At 67.4% G+C, this 16,144-nt stretch carries 15 protein-coding genes; 5 read left to right on the top strand and 10 right to left on the bottom strand.

Going from position 1 to position 16,144, the window contains the following annotated elements; all coding sequences use genetic code 11:
- Positions 1–133 precede the first annotated feature (133 nt).
- From ACYVKQ_RS03025 to ACYVKQ_RS03000, 6 genes are all read right to left on the bottom strand, one after another.
- Positions 134–1,915: a DUF885 domain-containing protein gene (locus tag ACYVKQ_RS03025; protein WP_460575479.1), complete on the bottom strand. Its 1,782-nt coding sequence runs from the start codon at positions 1,913–1,915 to the stop codon at positions 134–136.
- Between the two features lie 327 nt (positions 1,916–2,242).
- A complete protein-coding gene (locus ACYVKQ_RS03020) occupies positions 2,243–3,250 on the bottom strand; it encodes an SDR family oxidoreductase (protein WP_460575476.1) in 1,008 nt (335 codons plus the stop codon).
- Between the two features lie 252 nt (positions 3,251–3,502).
- Complete coding sequence (locus ACYVKQ_RS03015) at positions 3,503–3,739, bottom strand: DinB family protein (protein WP_460575514.1); 237 nt, start codon at positions 3,737–3,739, stop codon at positions 3,503–3,505.
- A 70-nt stretch (positions 3,740–3,809) separates the two neighbouring features.
- Complete coding sequence (locus ACYVKQ_RS03010) at positions 3,810–4,040, bottom strand: DinB family protein (RefSeq protein WP_460575516.1); 231 nt, start codon at positions 4,038–4,040, stop codon at positions 3,810–3,812.
- 240 nt (positions 4,041–4,280) lie between these two features.
- Positions 4,281–6,077, bottom strand: coding sequence for a carboxypeptidase regulatory-like domain-containing protein (locus tag ACYVKQ_RS03005; RefSeq protein ID WP_460575474.1), 1,797 nt, complete (start codon positions 6,075–6,077; stop codon positions 4,281–4,283).
- A 253-nt stretch (positions 6,078–6,330) separates the two neighbouring features.
- Entirely contained in the window at positions 6,331–6,621 is a 291-nt protein-coding gene (locus ACYVKQ_RS03000) for a hypothetical protein (RefSeq protein ID WP_460575472.1), read from the bottom strand.
- A 311-nt stretch (positions 6,622–6,932) separates the two neighbouring features.
- Here ACYVKQ_RS03000 and ACYVKQ_RS02995 point away from each other — a divergent pair, with 311 nt between their 5' ends.
- Positions 6,933–8,387, top strand: a complete 1,455-nt coding sequence (locus tag ACYVKQ_RS02995) for a SulP family inorganic anion transporter (protein WP_460575469.1) — start codon at positions 6,933–6,935, stop codon at positions 8,385–8,387.
- A gap of 10 nt (positions 8,388–8,397) precedes the next feature.
- On the opposite strand, the gene ACYVKQ_RS02990 is transcribed toward ACYVKQ_RS02995, so the two are convergent.
- The 3 genes from ACYVKQ_RS02990 to ACYVKQ_RS02980 all read right to left on the bottom strand — a co-directional run bounded on the left by ACYVKQ_RS02990 (position 8,398) and on the right by ACYVKQ_RS02980 (position 11,176).
- Positions 8,398–9,591 (bottom strand): PAS domain-containing sensor histidine kinase, encoded by a 1,194-nt coding sequence (locus ACYVKQ_RS02990; protein ID WP_460575467.1) that lies wholly within the window; start codon positions 9,589–9,591, stop codon positions 8,398–8,400.
- Positions 9,588–10,403, bottom strand: coding sequence for an alpha/beta fold hydrolase (locus ACYVKQ_RS02985; RefSeq protein ID WP_460575465.1), 816 nt, complete (start codon positions 10,401–10,403; stop codon positions 9,588–9,590). Before ACYVKQ_RS02985 ends, ACYVKQ_RS02990 begins: the two co-directional genes overlap by 4 nt.
- A gap of 164 nt (positions 10,404–10,567) precedes the next feature.
- Positions 10,568–11,176, bottom strand: a complete 609-nt coding sequence (locus ACYVKQ_RS02980; RefSeq protein ID WP_460575463.1) for a class I SAM-dependent methyltransferase — start codon at positions 11,174–11,176, stop codon at positions 10,568–10,570.
- Positions 11,177–11,307: 131 nt separating this feature from the next.
- Between ACYVKQ_RS02980 and ACYVKQ_RS02975 the strand changes: the two genes are divergently transcribed.
- Positions 11,308–11,496: a hypothetical protein gene (locus ACYVKQ_RS02975; RefSeq protein ID WP_460575461.1), complete on the top strand. Its 189-nt coding sequence runs from the start codon at positions 11,308–11,310 to the stop codon at positions 11,494–11,496.
- Between the two features lie 122 nt (positions 11,497–11,618).
- On the opposite strand, the gene ACYVKQ_RS02970 is transcribed toward ACYVKQ_RS02975, so the two are convergent.
- Positions 11,619–13,124, bottom strand: a complete 1,506-nt coding sequence (locus ACYVKQ_RS02970) for an NCS1 family nucleobase:cation symporter-1 (protein WP_460575459.1) — start codon at positions 13,122–13,124, stop codon at positions 11,619–11,621.
- A 513-nt stretch (positions 13,125–13,637) separates the two neighbouring features.
- Here ACYVKQ_RS02970 and ACYVKQ_RS02965 point away from each other — a divergent pair.
- The 3 genes from ACYVKQ_RS02965 (at position 13,638) to ACYVKQ_RS02955 (ending at position 16,104) form a co-directional block, all read left to right on the top strand.
- Positions 13,638–14,411, top strand: a complete 774-nt coding sequence (locus ACYVKQ_RS02965) for a hypothetical protein (protein WP_460575457.1) — start codon at positions 13,638–13,640, stop codon at positions 14,409–14,411.
- Between the two features lie 301 nt (positions 14,412–14,712).
- Complete coding sequence (locus ACYVKQ_RS02960) at positions 14,713–15,567, top strand: universal stress protein (protein WP_460575455.1); 855 nt, start codon at positions 14,713–14,715, stop codon at positions 15,565–15,567.
- A 228-nt stretch (positions 15,568–15,795) separates the two neighbouring features.
- Positions 15,796–16,104: a hypothetical protein gene (locus ACYVKQ_RS02955; RefSeq protein WP_460575453.1), complete on the top strand. Its 309-nt coding sequence runs from the start codon at positions 15,796–15,798 to the stop codon at positions 16,102–16,104.
- Positions 16,105–16,144: the final 40 nt, after the last annotated feature.

Genomic DNA, 16,144 nt, shown 5'->3' with positions numbered 1-16,144 from the left:
GTACCTCATCCCCGACTGGCGCGAGCTTGCAGCTCGTGACCAGCTTTGCTGGGAGGCTGCACCTACCAGTTGCCTAGGCAGCATAGCTTCTCAAAAAAAGGCCCCGGTAAACACCGGGGCCTTTTTTTTATCCTTACTTCTGCCGCGCCGCCCAGCCGTCCATCGTCTTCTCCGCAATGGCCAGCGGCATGGCGGCGTTGGCCAGCAGCTCGTCGTGGAAGGCGCTGAGCTTGAATTTGGGGCCGAGCTGCTGCTGGTACTTGCTGCGCATGCCCAGGATGTGCATCTGGCCGGTTTTGTAGGACAGCGCCTGCCCCGGCAGGGCCATGTACCGTTCGATTTCGGCGGTGGCGGCCTGCTCGTCGATGGAGCGGTTTTCGCGCATGTACTGAATGGCCTGCTCGCGCGTCATGCCCTTGTGGTGCATGCCCACATCCACCACCAGCCGGATGGCGCGGTGCATTTCGGTGTTCAGGGCGCCCATGCGCTGGTAGGGGTCGGTGTACACGCCCAACTCCCGGCCCAGGCTTTCCACGTACAGGGCCCACCCTTCGCTGAAAGCGCTGTAGCCGTTGAAGCGGCGGAACCTGGGCAGCGCGGTGTTCTCCTGCTGCAACGAAATCTGGTAGTGGTGGCCGGGTATGGCTTCGTGCAGAAACAGGGCATCCATGCCGCGGGTCACGTTGTACTTGGTGGCATCCACGATGGGCACGTAGAAGATGCCGGGGCGGGAGCCGTCGGGCAGGCCGCGCACGTATTGCGCCGAGGAGGAAGCCGCGCGGAAGGCCTCGGTCTGGCGCACCTCAAAGCTGGTTTTGGGTACGCGGCCAAACATCTTCTTCAGGTTCGGGTCGATTTTGGCCTGAATGCCGCGGTACACGCTGAGCACCTCCTCGGGCGTCTTGAAGGGCATGAACTTCGGGTCGGTGTTCAGGTAGGTGAAGAAGGCCTGCAGGTCGCCCTGGAAGCCCACCTCAGCTTTGATTTTCTCCATCTCGCCCCGGATGCGCTTCACCTCGTCCAGGCCGGTCTGGTAGATCTGGTCGGGGGTGCGGTCGGTGGTGGTCCAGTACTTCACGGCGTAGCGGTACATGCCCGCGCCGCCCGGCACGGCCGAAAGGCCGGTGGTGGTGCGGGCCTTGGGCAGGTACTCGTTCTTCAGAAAGTCGTGGAGCTTCTGGTAGGTGGGCACTACCTGCTGGCTGATGGCCTGCTGGTAGGCAGCGGTGAGGCGCTGCTGCTCGGCGGCGGGCACGGCGGCCGGAAGCTTATTGATGGGGCCGTAGAAGATGCTCTTGCTGGCATCGGGCGTTACCATGGCCTGGAGCTGGGGCAGCATCTTTTCCACCAAGGGCCGGGGCAACACGATGCCGGCGCGCAGGCCGCGGCGCATGTTGCTGATGGCCGTATCGGCCCACACGGGGTAGGCGCGCACGCGGCCCAGCCAGTGGTCGTAGTCCTGGGCGGTTTTGAAGGGCTGGTTGCCGGCGCCGGCGCCTAGTTGCGCCAGGGCGATGGGCAAGCCGTTGAACTGCGAAAAAGGCATCATCCAGCTGAGCTGCTTCAGGCCGTCGAGGCGCTGCTGCATTTCGTAGGCGAAGATGTCGTAGCTCACCTGGTCGTTGGCCGAGAGCTTGCTGCGGTCAAATTTCTTCAGCGCATCGAGGTACTGCAGAAAGAACCTGCGCTGGGCTTCGCGGTAGGCCTGGGTGCCGTCGTTGGGCAGCTGGTCGTTGTAGCGGTTGTCGCCCTGCCCGGTGGCTTCCAGCGGGAACAGCCGGGCGCGCTCGTCCCAGTACTGCTCAAACATGCTCGCCAGTTGCGGCGAATCGGCGGCTGCGGGGGCGGTGGTGTGGCTGGGCAGCGTGCCCAGCACCGCAAGGGCCAGGGCAGCAGAGAAGAGCAGACGTTTCACTGGGGAACAAGGGAAGATACGGGCTGAATCTAGCACAAAATGCCGCACGCTGCTTGGTACCCGCTCCGAAAGCAGGCGCAGCCGGGCACTGCGTCTTCGAGCTGGCCTTGCCGGCCCTACTCCGCCACCCCCGCGCCTCCCGACCAGGCCTCCACCCACCGGGGCAGGTGCTAGCTCCGGCAACACCCCCCGCGCCCAACGTTGACAACGGGCGCGTTTTCCTGACGGCAATGCCGGGCGCTTCTGCCCTTATGCGTCGCCCACGCCCACCTAGCAAAAACGCCCCCGCGCTCCGGCAGTGCCGGAGCGTGGGGCAGCGGCGCTCCGTTACGGCATGCCTTTGCCGCCGGCGGCTCCGTACACCTGCCCGGTGGCGTAGCTGGCCTGCGGATCGGCCAGCTGCACGTAGATGGAAGCCAGCTCCACGGGTTGCCCGGGGCGGCCCATCGGGGTGTCGCCGCCGAACTTCACCAGCTTCTCCTGCGTGGCTCCGCCGCTCACCTGCAAGGGCGTCCAGATGGGGCCCGGCGCCACGCCGTTGACGCGGATGCCCTTCGGGGCGAGCTGCTTGGCCAGCGAGCGGACGTAGTTGCTGGTAGCTGCCTTGGTTTGGGCGTAGTCGTAGAGGTCGGCCGAGGGGTCGGTGGCCTGCTCGGAGGTGGTGCCGATGATGACCGAGCCCGGCTTGAGGTGCGACAGGGCGGCCTTGATGGTCCAGAACGGGGCGTAGATGTTGGTTTTCATCGTCGCGTCGAAGTCCTCGCTCGTCACGTCCAGGATGGACTGGCGCTGCTGCTGCCGCGCGGCGTTGTTGACCAAGATGTCGAGCCCGCCGAGCTGGCGCACGGCTTCGTCCACCATCTTTTTGCAGAAGGCCTCGTCGCGCAGGTCGCCGGGGATGGCCACGGCCTTCTGCCCGGCGGCCTTGATCAGGGCCACGACTTCCTTGGCATCGGCCTCTTCGGCGGGCAGGTAGTTGATGGCCACGTCGGCGCCCTCGCGGGCGTAGGCAATGGCGGCGGCGCGGCCCATGCCCGAGTCGCCGCCCGTAATCAGGGCCTTGCGGCCCTTCAGCCGGCCCGAGCCCTTGTAGCTTTTCTCGCCGTGGTCGGGCTTGGGGTCCATCTGGCCTGCCAGCCCCGGCCACGGCTGCGACTGGCTTTTGAACGGCGGCTTCGGATAGGCGGTGGTCGGATCTTTCAGCGGCTCCGCGGCGGCTTCGGCCGGACGCGCTGCCCCGTTGGCGGACAGCACCGGGCTCACAGCCGCCACGGCCAGGCTGGCGCCTAAGCCGCTGATGACCTGCCGCCGGCTAAGTTTGGTTTCTTCTCTCATAATGATTCACGCGGTGTTAAGGTTAGTTTTTCCTTACGCACGGAACGGGGCCCACAGTTGCCCGGCCCCCGCCGCGTGTGGCACGCGTGGCAGGATGAAGGGAAAGCGCGTGCGCGGCGCAGGTGCGGGCGCCCCGTTCGGCCGCTGGTTCCGCCCCTCGCTACGCGCCCCTCGACGCGAACCTTATTGCCGGCTCCACGCCACGCCGTAGCGCAAGCCGGGGTACACGGCGCCCCCGGGCCTCCCCGGCTATCAGCTGCGCCGGTTCAGCAGCTGCAGGTGAGCCGGGTGGTGGCGCCCGTGCCAGCTGGCCAGCACCGGGGCCTGTTCCAGGGTGTAGCTGCGCTGGTAGTGGGGGTGGTAGAAGCGGCGCTGCCACTGCGCCTCGTTCAGGTGCCGGAGCAGCACCACCCAACGTGCGTGCAGGGCTTCCAGCAGGGCCAGCGACACGGTCACGGCGGCGCATCGACGTCGGGCAGAGCGGCCCAGGCGTCCTGGTCGAAGGGGCGGATACTGGGGTGCTCTTCCGTCAGGGCCGGGTGAAACCGCTGGTAAAAATTCATGTGCACATCGGCCACGTGGTGCAGCACCTGCCGGCCCGTCCAGCCGCCGGGCGGTAGGGCTGCTCGAGGCGCACGCCTCCGGCTTGGCGGGCGGCATGCCTGAGCTCGGCCGGCAGGGCGGCCATCTGCTCGATGAACACGCGGCGCTCAGCAGGCGTCAGGGGCCCGTCGGGCAGCTCGGCGCGCCCGATGGGATACTGCAGCTCGGAAAGAGAAGTAGATGCCATGGCAGGTCAACATAGCAACGCAACCGGCAGCGCCCCAACGCACGCCTACCGTCTGCCCTACCCAGTTCGTAACTCCGTCCAGCTTAGGCGGCGGTAAAAAGCCCAAAGACGCCGGCAGTGCGCCGGCGCCTTTGGCTGGACGTAGGGCAAGGGCTGGGTCGGCCGCCGGCGGCCGTACAGCACTGCTCACGGCATAGCGGTTGGCTTAAGCTGACAAGGGCGCGCCGGACTGCCCCCTGATTACTGATCGGCGACGCGCGGAAAATCGAAGGAGCCGTTGCTCACCGTTACGGTAGTGGTGCTGAGCGGCCCCGTGCCCACGCGCTTGCGCAGCGTGCCCGAGAAGGTGCCTTTGATGCGCCCGCCCACCGCGTCGTACTGCGTCACGGTGATGGTGAGCGAGGCGCCGGTGTTGGTTTCGTAGAAGATGGCTGGGGCAGGGCCGTTCAGCCCCAGGCTCAACACGCTGGGCAGGGTGCCGGGCGCCGATTGGTAGGTGCCCACGCCGGTGCCCGGAATCTGCAGCGCGGCGGAGTGGTAAAACGTCTGCGTGGAACGCCCCATGACCACGGCCGTGCTGTTGCCGCTGCGCCAGGCCTTCGGGCGGTCGTAATACGAGGGTACGTCGCGCAGCTCAATCAGCTCGTTGCTGCGGCCGTCGCCGTCGAGGGTGAAGCTCATCACCACCGCGCCGCCCGTGGTGCTGCCGCAAGTGCGCAGGTCGCCGAGCTGGGCCGGGGCACTGCCGGCGGCCGGCAACTGCGCCGCGAAGCGGGCCGTGGTGCCCCCGCCCAAAAACGTTTCGACCTGAACGCTGCTGCCGCTCGGACCGGGCAGCGCAAAGCGGCCGTCGCCGCCCACGGCCGCCGCCGCCAGCACGCTGCCGTTGCTGCCCAGCAGCCGCACGGCCCCGCTCACCGGCTGGCCGCTGCAATCGACGAGGCGGCCGCGCACGGCGGGAATGCACACGGCCACGGCCCCCAGCTCGTGCACGCCTTGGCGGGCCAGCGCCGGCACGGTGGCCACCGTGAGCCCGGGGCCGGCCCCGGCGGGCCAGGCCGTCTGGATGGTGGTGGCAGTACCGGCCGGCACGGCGGCCCCGAAATAGCCCTGCTCATCGGTGCTGGTTTCCGTCTGGCCCACGCGCAGGCGCACCCCGGCCATGCCCGCGCCGCCGCAGTCGCTGAGGCGGCCCCGCACAAAGGACTGGTCGGCGGCCATGTCGAGGTTCCAGGCCGAGAAGTGGCTCACCGTGCCCACGTACTCGCCGCCGGTGCGGGTGGCCCGGCCTTCCTCTTTCCAGAGCCCGGCCTCGGTATCGAAGTGCCAGAGCGGTATGCTGGCCTCGGTGGCCCCGGCGGCCGGGAAGCGCAGCTCGGCGGGACGGCCGGTGGCCAGCTGCAGCGGCTGCCCGCCGGCTTCCAGCTCCACGCGCACCGCGCCGTAGGTGATGAGCACCTGGGCCGCGCCGGCCGCGTTCAGGGCTGCCAGGTCGCCGCCCGGCATCAGGCGCGGCAGTTGCGGGTCGCTCGGGCTGATGTAGCGCACGTAAGCCTGCGCGGGCCCGGTGTAGGCGGCCCCGTTGCGGGTGAGGGCCCCGGCGGGCAGCTCCACGCGCAGCCCGCCGGGCGCCTGCAGGGTGGTGGCCGTGCCCGCCGTGAAGGCCAGCGGCGTGCCCAGGGCGGTAAGAGTCACCTGCGTCTGCGCGGTGGCCTGCTGCGGGCGCAGCCCCACCACCGACTCGAAAAAGCCGGTCTTGCGCACCCGCACCACGCAGCGGCCGTCGGCCACGGGTGCCGCGTCGAAGGCGAAGGTGCCGGCCGCCGTCGTGGTGGCCGTGCTCGTGCCCACCTGCACCTGAGCCCCCGCTACCGGCTGCTGCGCTTCGTCGAGCACGACGCCGCGCAGGGCCGCGGTGGCCGTTTCGTCCACCGGCGCGGGCGGCTCGACGGGGTTTTTCTTGCAGCTGCCCAGCCCACCCAGGGCCGACAGCAGTACAACGAGCAGGGCGTACCTGCGCAGCAAAGCGGACATCATCACGCAAACCAGCATAAAGGGGAAAGCGTCCGCTTCGGGGCCCAGGCCGCGAGCATTCGCCGGATGCGGCAAAGGTATTTCGGGCCCGCACGGCCCCCAATCGCACGATGATGTGATGCGCCGACCACGGGCCCGGGTCACTGCCAAACGCCCCGACAGCAGACGGCTGCCGGCGCGTCGAGTAGAAGGTCTGCTGCTACGGCTGGCTCCTCCCCTGAATTCAGCCTCATTGCCGCCACCTGGCGACCCGGCCTTAAGCAAAACCCGGGGCCGGGGAGACGCCGTAACCACGGCTTTTAAATTGCGCGTGGGCGGATTTTGCGCTGCGTAGTCGGCCCCTAAGAACCTGGCGGAACCGGGCCGACCACGCCCGCAGCTGCTGGTGGACTGCGGCCACCCGCGCTGCCTGCGCACGCTCGGCGTCAGCCACGTCGTGTCGCAGCTGCTGGTGCTGTGCCAGGCCGGCGCCGACATCAGGCTGCGCAACGCGGACCCGCTGCTGCGGCGCTGCCTGGCGCTGCTCAAACTCAATCAGCTGTTCCACGCCGCTGAACCGGTTCCCGCTCCGGTATGGCCGCCTTGGCGGGGCCGGATCGTGTCCGGCGGGCCCGAAGTCGGCCCGGGGCTGCGTACTTTTGCGCTTCGACTGCCTCTTGGCTCCACTCCCCGCGTCAGGCTCACCCGGCCCTGCGCCCTGGCCCGCCTGCTCCGTGCCGCCGCTTCCCGTCGAAGCGCGCGGCTTTTCTTTTGTCCCGCCCCGCCCGTTCATGATGCAGCTTCGCTCCTACCTCGCGCAGTATCAAGTCAACCCCCCAAAACGAAATTCTCGCCGGCCTGACCACCGCCCTGGCGCTGGTGCCCGAGGTGGTGGCCTTTGCCCTGCTGGCCCACATCAGCCCGCTGGTGGGCATCGGCTCAGCTTTCATCATCTGCCTTATCACCAGCGTACTGGGCGGGCGGCCCGGCATGATTTCGGGCGCGGCCGGCTCGGTGGCCGTGGTCATCGTGAGCCTGGTGGTGCAGCACGGCCCCGAGTACCTGTTTGCCGCCGTGCTGCTGATGGGTTTGATGCAGGTGGTTATCGGGCTGCTGCGCTTCGGCAAGTTTATCCGGCTGGTGCCGCAGCCGGTGGTGTACGGCTTCGTCAACGGGCTGGCGCTGATCATCTTCATGGCGCAGCTGGAGCAGTTCAAGGTGCGCGACGCGGCCACCGGCGCGGAGCACTGGCTCACGGGCGCCCCGCTGCTGCTCATGCTCGGGTTGGTGGCCCTTACCATGGCCATTGTGTACCTGCTGCCACGGCTCACCAAGGCCGTGCCGGCTTCGCTGGCGGCCATCGTGGTGGTATCGGCGCTGGTGATTGTGGGCGGGCTCGAAACGAAATCCGTCGGCGACATCGCCTCCATTGCCGGCGGCCTGCCGCGCTTTCACCTGCCCGAGGTGCCGCTGCACTGGAACACGCTCGTGCTGGTGTTTCCCTACGCCCTCGTCATGGCCCTGGTGGGCCTCACCGAAAGCCTGCTCACCCTCACCGTCGTCGACGAGATGACCGACACGCGCGGGCGCAGCAACCAGGACTGCGTGGCCCAGGGCCTGGCCAACATGACCTCCGGCCTGTTCGGCGGCATGGGCGGCTGCGCCATGATCGGGCAGACGATGGTGAACCTGGAGTCGCGGGGGCGCGGGCGCCTCTCGGGCGTGGTGGCGGCCGTGGCCCTGGCCCTGTTCGTGGTGGTGGGCTCGGGGCTCATCGAGCGGCTGCCGCTGGCCGCGCTGGTGGGCGTGATGTTCATGGTGGTCATCGGCACCTTCGAGTGGGCCAGCCTGCGCATCCTGCGGCGCATGCCCCTCACCGACGTGCTGGTGATGGTGCTGGTGACGCTGGTCACGGCCGTGTCGCAAAACCTGGCGCTGGCCGTGCTGCTGGGCGTGGTGGTGTCGGCGCTGGCCTTTGCCTGGGAAAACGCCCGCCGCATCCGCGCCCGCGCCACCCGCGCCGCCGACGGTACCAAGCACTACGAAATCGTCGGGCCGCTCTTCTTCGGCTCGGTGCAAAGCTTCGCCGAGCAGTTCGACGTGGCCCACGACCCGGCCCGGGTCGTCATCGACTTCCACGAGAGCCGCGTGGCCGACATGTCCGGCATCGACGCCCTACACAAGCTCACCGAACGTTACCAGCGCCTGGGCAAAACCCTGCACTTGCGCCACCTCAGCCCCGACTGCCGCCAGCTGCTGCACAACGCGGCGGCCCTGATCGAGGTCAACATTCTCGAAGATCCGGAGTACCGCGTGGCCTCCGACGCGGAATAGCGGCCGGCGGCTACTGCGGCAGGTAAATGCGGAACGTGGTGCCCGCGCCCACCGCGCTATCCACCTCCACGTGGCCGCCGGCCTGGTGCACCAGCCGGTTAACCAGGTACAGCCCCATGCCCGAGCCCACCACTTCGGGGTGGAAGCGGCGGAACAGCTGAAACAGCTCCCGGCCGTGGCGCTCCAGGTCGATGCCGCGGCCGTTGTCCTGCACCGCCAGCACCACCTCGCCGTCGGCCGCGGCCGTGGACACCCGCACGTGCGGGCTGCGGCCGGGCGCGGCGTATTTGAGGGCGTTGCTGAGCAGGTTGTAGAGCATGCTGTGCAGGCCGGGCCGGGCCATGCGCAGGCTGGGCACGGCCGCAAAGTCGAGGGTAAAAACGGCGTCGAATTCGCCCAGCCGCTGCTGCAGGCTGCGGATGATTTCTTCGGCGAAGGGACGTAGCTGTACTTCCTCCACAGGCACCTGCTCCAGCTGGCGCTGCAGCTGCACCACCGCCGTCAGCCCGTCGATGGTTTCCAGAATCTGCCCCAGCGCATCCTCGAACATGCCCACCATGGCCACGGCGTCGGGGTCGTGAAAGGTGGCGGTGCGCTTCAGCTCCGCGAACAGCCCGGCCATGTTGTTGACGGGCTGCTTCAGGTCGTGCGAAGCCGTGTACACGAAGCTGTCCAGGTCGGCGTTGATGCGGGTGAGCTGCTCGTTTTTCGACACCAGGGCTTCGTTGGCGCGGGCCAGTTGCTGGCTTTGCTGCTCGGCGTGGGTTTTGGCGCGCAGCAGCTCCTGCTCGTACTTGCGGCGGTCGGTGATGTCGAACAGGGTCACGCGCACGGCCAGCGGCTGGCCGTCGGTGTCGCGCAGCAGCTTGGCGTTCAGCAGCACCGGCTGGGTGGTGCCGTCCTGGCGGCGCAACGAGTAGCTCATTTCGCGCACCTGCCCATGCAGCAGCAGCAGCGGGGCGCAGTGGGTTTCGTAGTGCAGGCGGCCGCCCACGGTGAGCAGCTGCTGCAGGCAGTGGCGGGCCACCAGTTCCTCGCGGCGGTAGCCCAGCCACCCGAGCAAGGTCTGGTTCAGCTTCACCAGGGTGCCGTCGGGCAGGCAGGTGCAGTAACCGCAGGGCGCGTGCTCGTAAAGGTCGTCGAGGTTTTCCTGGGTCAGGCGCAGGTCCAGTTCAGGCAGCGGCTCGTCGTTGGTGGGGCTCATGGCAGCAGCGGCGCAGCGCCCAGAAAGTGGTCGATGGCAGCGGCCGTGGCCTCCGGCGCGCTCAGGTGCGGGCAGTGGCCGGAGGTGTCGATGACGACGAACGTGCTGCCCGGCAGCTGCCGGTGCAGGTACTGGCCCACCGCCACGGGGGCCAGCGCATCGTGGGCGCATTGCAGAATCAGCGCCGGGGTGCGCAGGCGGGGCACGTCGGCGCGGTGGTCGCCCAGAAATGTTACGCGGGCGAAGTGCCGGGCAATGGTGGGGTCGGTGCGGCAGAAGCTCTGGTTGAGCTCCGCCGCCAGCTCCGGCCGCTCGGGGTGGCCCATGATAACCGGCGTGATGGCCCCGGACCAGCCCAGGTAATTGTCGTCCATGGCCGCCAGCAGTTCCTCGATGTCGGCCCGCTCGAAGCCGCCGGTGTAGCCCGAGGCGGCATCGTTGAGGAAGCGCGGCGAGGGCGCTACCAGCACCACCCGCGCCACGCGCGCCGGCTCGCTGATGGCGGCCAGCATCACAATCGTGGCACTCACCGAGTGGCCCACCAGCACGACCTCGCGCAGGTTCAGGGCACGCAGCACCTCGAGCACGTCGTCGGCGTGGGCCTGCAGCGAGTGGTAGCGGGCCGGGTCGTAGGCCGTCAGGTCGGAACTGCCCGCTCCCACCAGGTCCAGCAGCACCACCCGGTAACGCGCCTCGTAGGCCGGGGCTACCAAGCGCCACATGTGCTGGTCGCAGCCGAAGCCGTGCACGAACACCACGGCCTGCTCGCCGGCCCCGGTTACGGTGACATGGTTGCGCTGTAGAACATCCATAATTGCGTGGTGACCAGTTGGCGAACCAAGCACGAGTATCGCGCCGCCGGACGCCTCGGGTTTCGAAGGTAACGTTTACGGGCGGCCCGGACACGCTTTCCCGTTTGTTTTTCGGTGTCGCTAGGCTGGGCCCCGGCGCGGCAGGCAGCCCGGGCCAGCAGCGGTCAGGCGCGGGCCGGAGCGGCCGCCGCCGCTACGGGGTTGTCGGCGGTGGCGGGTGCGGCGGGGGTGTACACGAGCACGTGCGCGGGCGGCAGGTTCAGCAGCACGTGCTCGTGCTGGGCCAGCCGAAAAAACCGCTCGAACAGGCGCCGGTTGCGCAGCGAGTACTGAAACAGAATCAGCCGGCCCTCGGGCAGCAGCAGGTCGCGGGTGTGCTCCAGAATGCGCCAGCCCAGCCGCCGCGGCAACGAGGAAAACGGCAGGCCGCACACCACGTAATCGGCCCGCTCGAGGCCCAGCGGCGCCAGGTAGGCAGCGGTCTTATCGGCCGAGCCGTGGATGACGTGCACGTGGGGCTGGCCGGCGTAGCGCTGCTGCAGCAGCTGGCAGAAGCGCCGGTTTACTTCGATGAGCACGATGTGGGTTTCGGCGCGGCGGCGCTGCAGCAGCATGTCGGTGAAGACGCCGGTGCCCGGCCCGTACTCCACGATGCAGCGGGCGCGGGCGAAGTCGATGGGAGCCACGACCTGCTCCGTCAGCTCGCGTGAGCTGGGTACCAGGGAACCGACGACGGCCGGATTACGCAGGAATTCTTCGAGAAACGAGGGCATGGGCGTAAGAACAGACGGAATGCGCGGGGCCCGAACGGGCGCCGCACCCGTCGCTTGTACGGCCAAGGGCGGTCCGGGTGTCGTCGGCGGCCGCGCCAAGACGCCAGCCCGGCTTTTTTCAAGCGAGTTAGTTGGTCAGCGGCCCACACGTCCGGTTCGCCACCGTCGGGCTGACGCGCGGCGCCTGGGCGCTGGAGCTCTACACCCGTTGGGGCCAGCTCGTGCACGCCAGCCCGGAATACCGCCACGACTGGGGCGCCGACGCGGCACCCGGCGTGTACTACTACCGCCTGCACAAGGTCGGTAGCGCCGAGGCCTAACAAAGGGCCGGTAAAGGTGCCGCGCCAGCCGGGCGGCGCGCCACGGCATCATCCGTTAGGTGATGTTACGAAAGCCCAAGGCCCGGGCAACGGGTGCTTGGGCGTCGACGCGAAGGGCGCACTCAGGCCGTCCCGACGGGCCCCATAGCCGCTGGCGCAGCGGCCGCGCGGGGCCGCATCAAGGCTACGTACAGGCCACCCGCGAGGAAAAAGCCGACAAACCAGGCGTAGTGGTACACCGCAGCCAGCCAGGGCCACACCGAGCCGGCGGGCAGCGCGCCCACCGCCAGCAGAAAGCCTGGCACGTTGGGCAGAATGCCCAGGCCCAGCGCCAGCATAGCCTGCCAGTTTACGCCGTTGCGGTAGCCGTAGCGGCCGTCGTAGCGGTAGAGGTCGGGCACGTCGAGCTGCTGGTGGCGCAGCAGGTAATAGTCGGCAATCAGGATGCCGCCGATGGGGCCGAGCAGGGCCGAGTAGCCCACCAGCCAGGTGAAGATGTAGCCCGAGGGGTCGGCAATGAGCTTCCAGGGAAAGATGAGCAGGCCGAGCACGCCGGTGATGTAGCCGCCGGTGGTGAAGCTGATGCGCTGCGGCGCCACGTTGGCAAAGTCGTTGGCCGGGCTCACGATGTTGGCCGCGATATTGGTGGCCAGCGTGGACAGCGCCACGGCCAGCATGGCCACGCTTACCAGCAGCTTGCTCTCGAAGCGGGCCGCCAGCACCACCGGGTCCCAGATGGTTTGGCCGTAAATGACGAAGGTGGCGGAGGTGACTACCACGCCCACGAAGGAAAACAGGGTCATCGACGTGGGCAGCCCGAGGGCCTGGCCCAGCACCTGCGCCCGCTGCGAGGTGGCGTAGCGGGTGAAATCGGGGATGTTCAGCGAGAGCGTGGCCCAGAAGCCCACCATGCCGGTAAGGGCCGGGAAGAAGTACGCCCAGAACGCGGCCGGCGAGGTAAACCTGGCCGGCCGCGCCAAAATGGGGCCCAGCCCGTGCCCGGCCGAAATGGCCCACCACAGCAGCGCTACGGCGGCAACCGGCAGAAAAAACGCCTTGAACACCAGCAGCTTCTTGATGCTTTCCACCCCGAGGTACACCACGTACATGTTCAGCAGCCAGAACGCGAAAAACACCAGCGCCGGGCCCGTATTTAGCCCCCAGGAGGCCGGAAACACCGCTGGCAGCGTGCCCAACGCCGGCACCCAGAGCACCGCCATCTGGTAGAGCGCGTAGCCGCCGATCCACGTCTGAATGCCGAACCAGCCGCAGGCAATGACGGCCCGCAGCAGGGCCGGCACGTTGGCGCCGCGCACCCCGAAACTGGCCCGCGCAAACACCGGAAACGGGATGCCGTACTTGGCGCCGGCGTGGCCGTTGAGCAGCATCGGCACCAGCACCACCGTGTTGCCCAGGAAGATGGTCAGCAAGGCCTGCCACCAGTTCATGCCGCCCTCGATGAGCGAGGAGGCCAGCATGTAGGTAGGAATGCACAGGCTCATGCTGATCCAGAGCGCGGCGTAGTTGGCGGTGGTCCAGGTGCGCGCCGCGGGTGGAAGGGGGGCCAAATCTTCGCTCAGCAGTCCTGGGCTCAGCGGCTCAGTGCCTGCGGGTGGTGTCGGGTTCATGAGACGGGGCCAACATAGTTTGGCCTTAAAGAAAGCAGTTTGCGCAAGTAATTCGCAACCACGCCTTTTAGCCGGCGGCACAATTCCGAACGCTTGCCCGCGCCTCCACCTCGTAGAGCGTTTGCGGCTGACAACGTGGGCTTCGCTTTCCTACGGGCCTGATCAGCGCGCATCGCCATACCCGGCCTCAGCACTCGCCACACCCGGCCCGCAGCCCGCGCTTCACCGGGCCCGGCGGCGGCGTTGGGCCGGAACCTGGCAGCGCCTGCGCCGCCGATTCCCCGATGGCTCTGGCGCCCGTGTCAGTTCCAGGCTTGTAGAACAGAACGGGCTTGCGAGCCAGTCGCACCACAGGTACTTGTGTACCAGCGGCGCACATACCTATTAAATGCAGTTTGTAGAAACATCAGTGCAAACATTTAATGTGTTTTGTTATATTAAATGATAGAGACCATGCCACCGGCTTGGCAACCAGATCCTGTTTTCCGCCCCGAACGCTTCCCCGTCCGTCGTATGCGCAGCACTACCCAGGAACCTCTCCCTGCCACGCCGCTAACTGGTCCTCAGCCGCCGCTCGATGGCCCCGCGAGGCGCGTCCCTTATCTGACCCTGAACGTCAATATCGTGCTGACCCGGTTGGTCCTCGGTGCCTTGCTCTTGGTGTTCTTGAATTTGCTGATCGTTGAGCTTCACCAAGTGGGCGTGGTGGTACCGCACTGGGAATTGTTTTACTTCGACCGCGAATCCAACCTGCCGACCTATTTCTCCTACTCCCTGTTGTTTCTGATAGCCGGGGTAACAGGGCTGCTGGGCCACCTGAAACGGAGCGAGAAGGACGAATACGCTAGTCACTGGCGGGGTTTGGCGGTGGTGTTTCTGGCGTTATCGGTAGACGAGGTCGTCGGCATGCACGAGTTGTTGATTGAGCCTTTCCGCAACGCCTACCAGTTCTCGGGCTGGCTGCGTTTTCCTTGGGTGCTGGCCGGGGGAACCTTCGTAGCAGTATTCGGGCTGGCGTACCTGAAATTCTTTTTTGCCCTGCCGCCAAGCGTGCGAAAATGGTTTGCCGCCTCGGCCCTCGTCTACATCAGCGGTGTACTCGGCATGGAAATGCTGGGGGGCTATTTATTCATCGCCTACGACGACCTGAGTGCCGCCAGCACGCCGTACATCTTGGCCATGACGACGGAGGAAACGCTGGAAATGAGCGGCCTGCTGCTGTTTCTGTATAGCCTGTTGCGCTACTGGAAAAGCTATGCACCCCGCATCGGGATTACCGTGCAATAGTCCCCGGCGCCTGCCTGCGGCGGACTTTTGTTTAAGCCGCTGTTCGGCTGGCGCATCTCCCCGGCTGTCGCCTGCGGGGGCCGCTGTCAAGCGCCGCCCCAGCTTCCCTCCGGCCCCCACCGCCGAGGGCAAACCGATACGGTTCCCGTGCGCCAAAAGCAGGCACCCGGTTGGCCGCTGGCTGCCCGTGAGCAGCATTCCTGCAGGGCCGGCACAAACAAGTAATTATAAAATTTTGCATGAAATTATGTAGATTATCGAGCTAGCACTGCCTCAGTTCACGCTTTTTCAGTTCCTCGCCATGCGTAACATCCTCGTCCCGACTGATTTTTCGCCCGAAGCGCACAACGCCTTCGAGGTAGCCCTGCAGCTGGCCCACCGCACGGGCGGGCACGTCACGCTGCTGCACGTGGTGGACTCACCGGGCGCCGCCGGGCTGGTATCCAGCGGGGGCGCGGTGGGCGGCGGCGGGCTCAACGGCCTCTACATGATGCAGCTGCTGCAGGCCACCAAGCACCGCATGCACCAACTCATGGCCGAGGCCGCCGGCTCCGCGCCGGACGTACCGGTGCAGGACCGCATCGAAACCGGCGACATCGAGGAGGCCGTGCTGGAAGTCATCAAGGCCCACCACATCGACCTGGTGGTGGTGGGGGCGCACGAGCAGGGCCCCGGCTCCCACCTGTTCACCCCCGATTCGCACGCCGAGCGCCTCGTGCGCCTGGCCCCCTGCCCGGTGCTCACCGTGAAGCACCCGGCCCCGCAGTTTGAGGTGCGCCACATCGTTTTTGCCTCCGATTTTACCCCGGAAGCCGATCAAGCCGCCGCCAGCCTGCGCCACGTGTGCGCAGCCTTTCCCGAAGCCACCCTGCACCTGCTGGACGTGGTGACCAGCGCCGACGAGTACGGCGCGGCGGTGGACCGCATCCACGCCTTTGCCCGCCGCCACGAGCTGGAAGCCTACGAGCCCGACGTGTTCGACGCCCCGCAGGTACGCACCGGCATTCCGCGCTACGCCGAGCAAACCCACGCCGACCTTTTGGTGATGCTCACCCACGGCCGCACCGGCCTGCGCCATTTTCTGCAGGGCAGCATTGCCGAGAGCGTGGCCGTGCATGCAGCGGCCCCGGTGCTCACCTTTCATCCCCAGCCCTGAAGCCGCCGCTCCCGTGGCGGGGTTGCCGGCGGCAACGGCCCGCAGCGTAGCCGCACGGCCGCCGCGCTCATCAGGCGGAGCCGTGGCCGGCTCCCGGCGGAATACGTAGCGTACGGGCCCGGCCAATCGGTATTTCACACGGCAAAATGATCCTTTATACGGTCCGGTTAAGCTGCTACCGCTGAGCATCTTTGATCGTATTACCCCTGCACCTTCATCGTTCCCGTTATGCCCGAGTCGACGCTTCCCGGCAGTCACTGGTGTATCCTGCGCGTGTACACCGAAGCGAATGGGCCCGTGGTAGCCCTGATCCTGGTTACGCACACCCGGACGGGCACCGACGTCCGCGAAATTGAGCTGCCTTACCTGCTCTGGGAGTCGCTGGGCACCCGGGCGGCCGCCACGCTGGTGCTGCAGCTCTACCGCAGTCAGCAGCCCGAGGCCGTTCGCCGGTTGGGCCACTACACGGTGCGGCGCCGCATTGCCACCAGCCTGAGCCTCCATTACCAGGAACGGCTGCTGAGTACTTCCTCCTAACTCCTCCAGACCGGCTTTCGGGCCTTCCCTTTGCCTCCGC

This window comes from Hymenobacter coalescens (assembly GCF_054783195.1).
The sequence above is the reverse complement of the archived record's forward strand: the minus strand, read 5'-3'. Positions and strand labels throughout refer to the sequence as shown.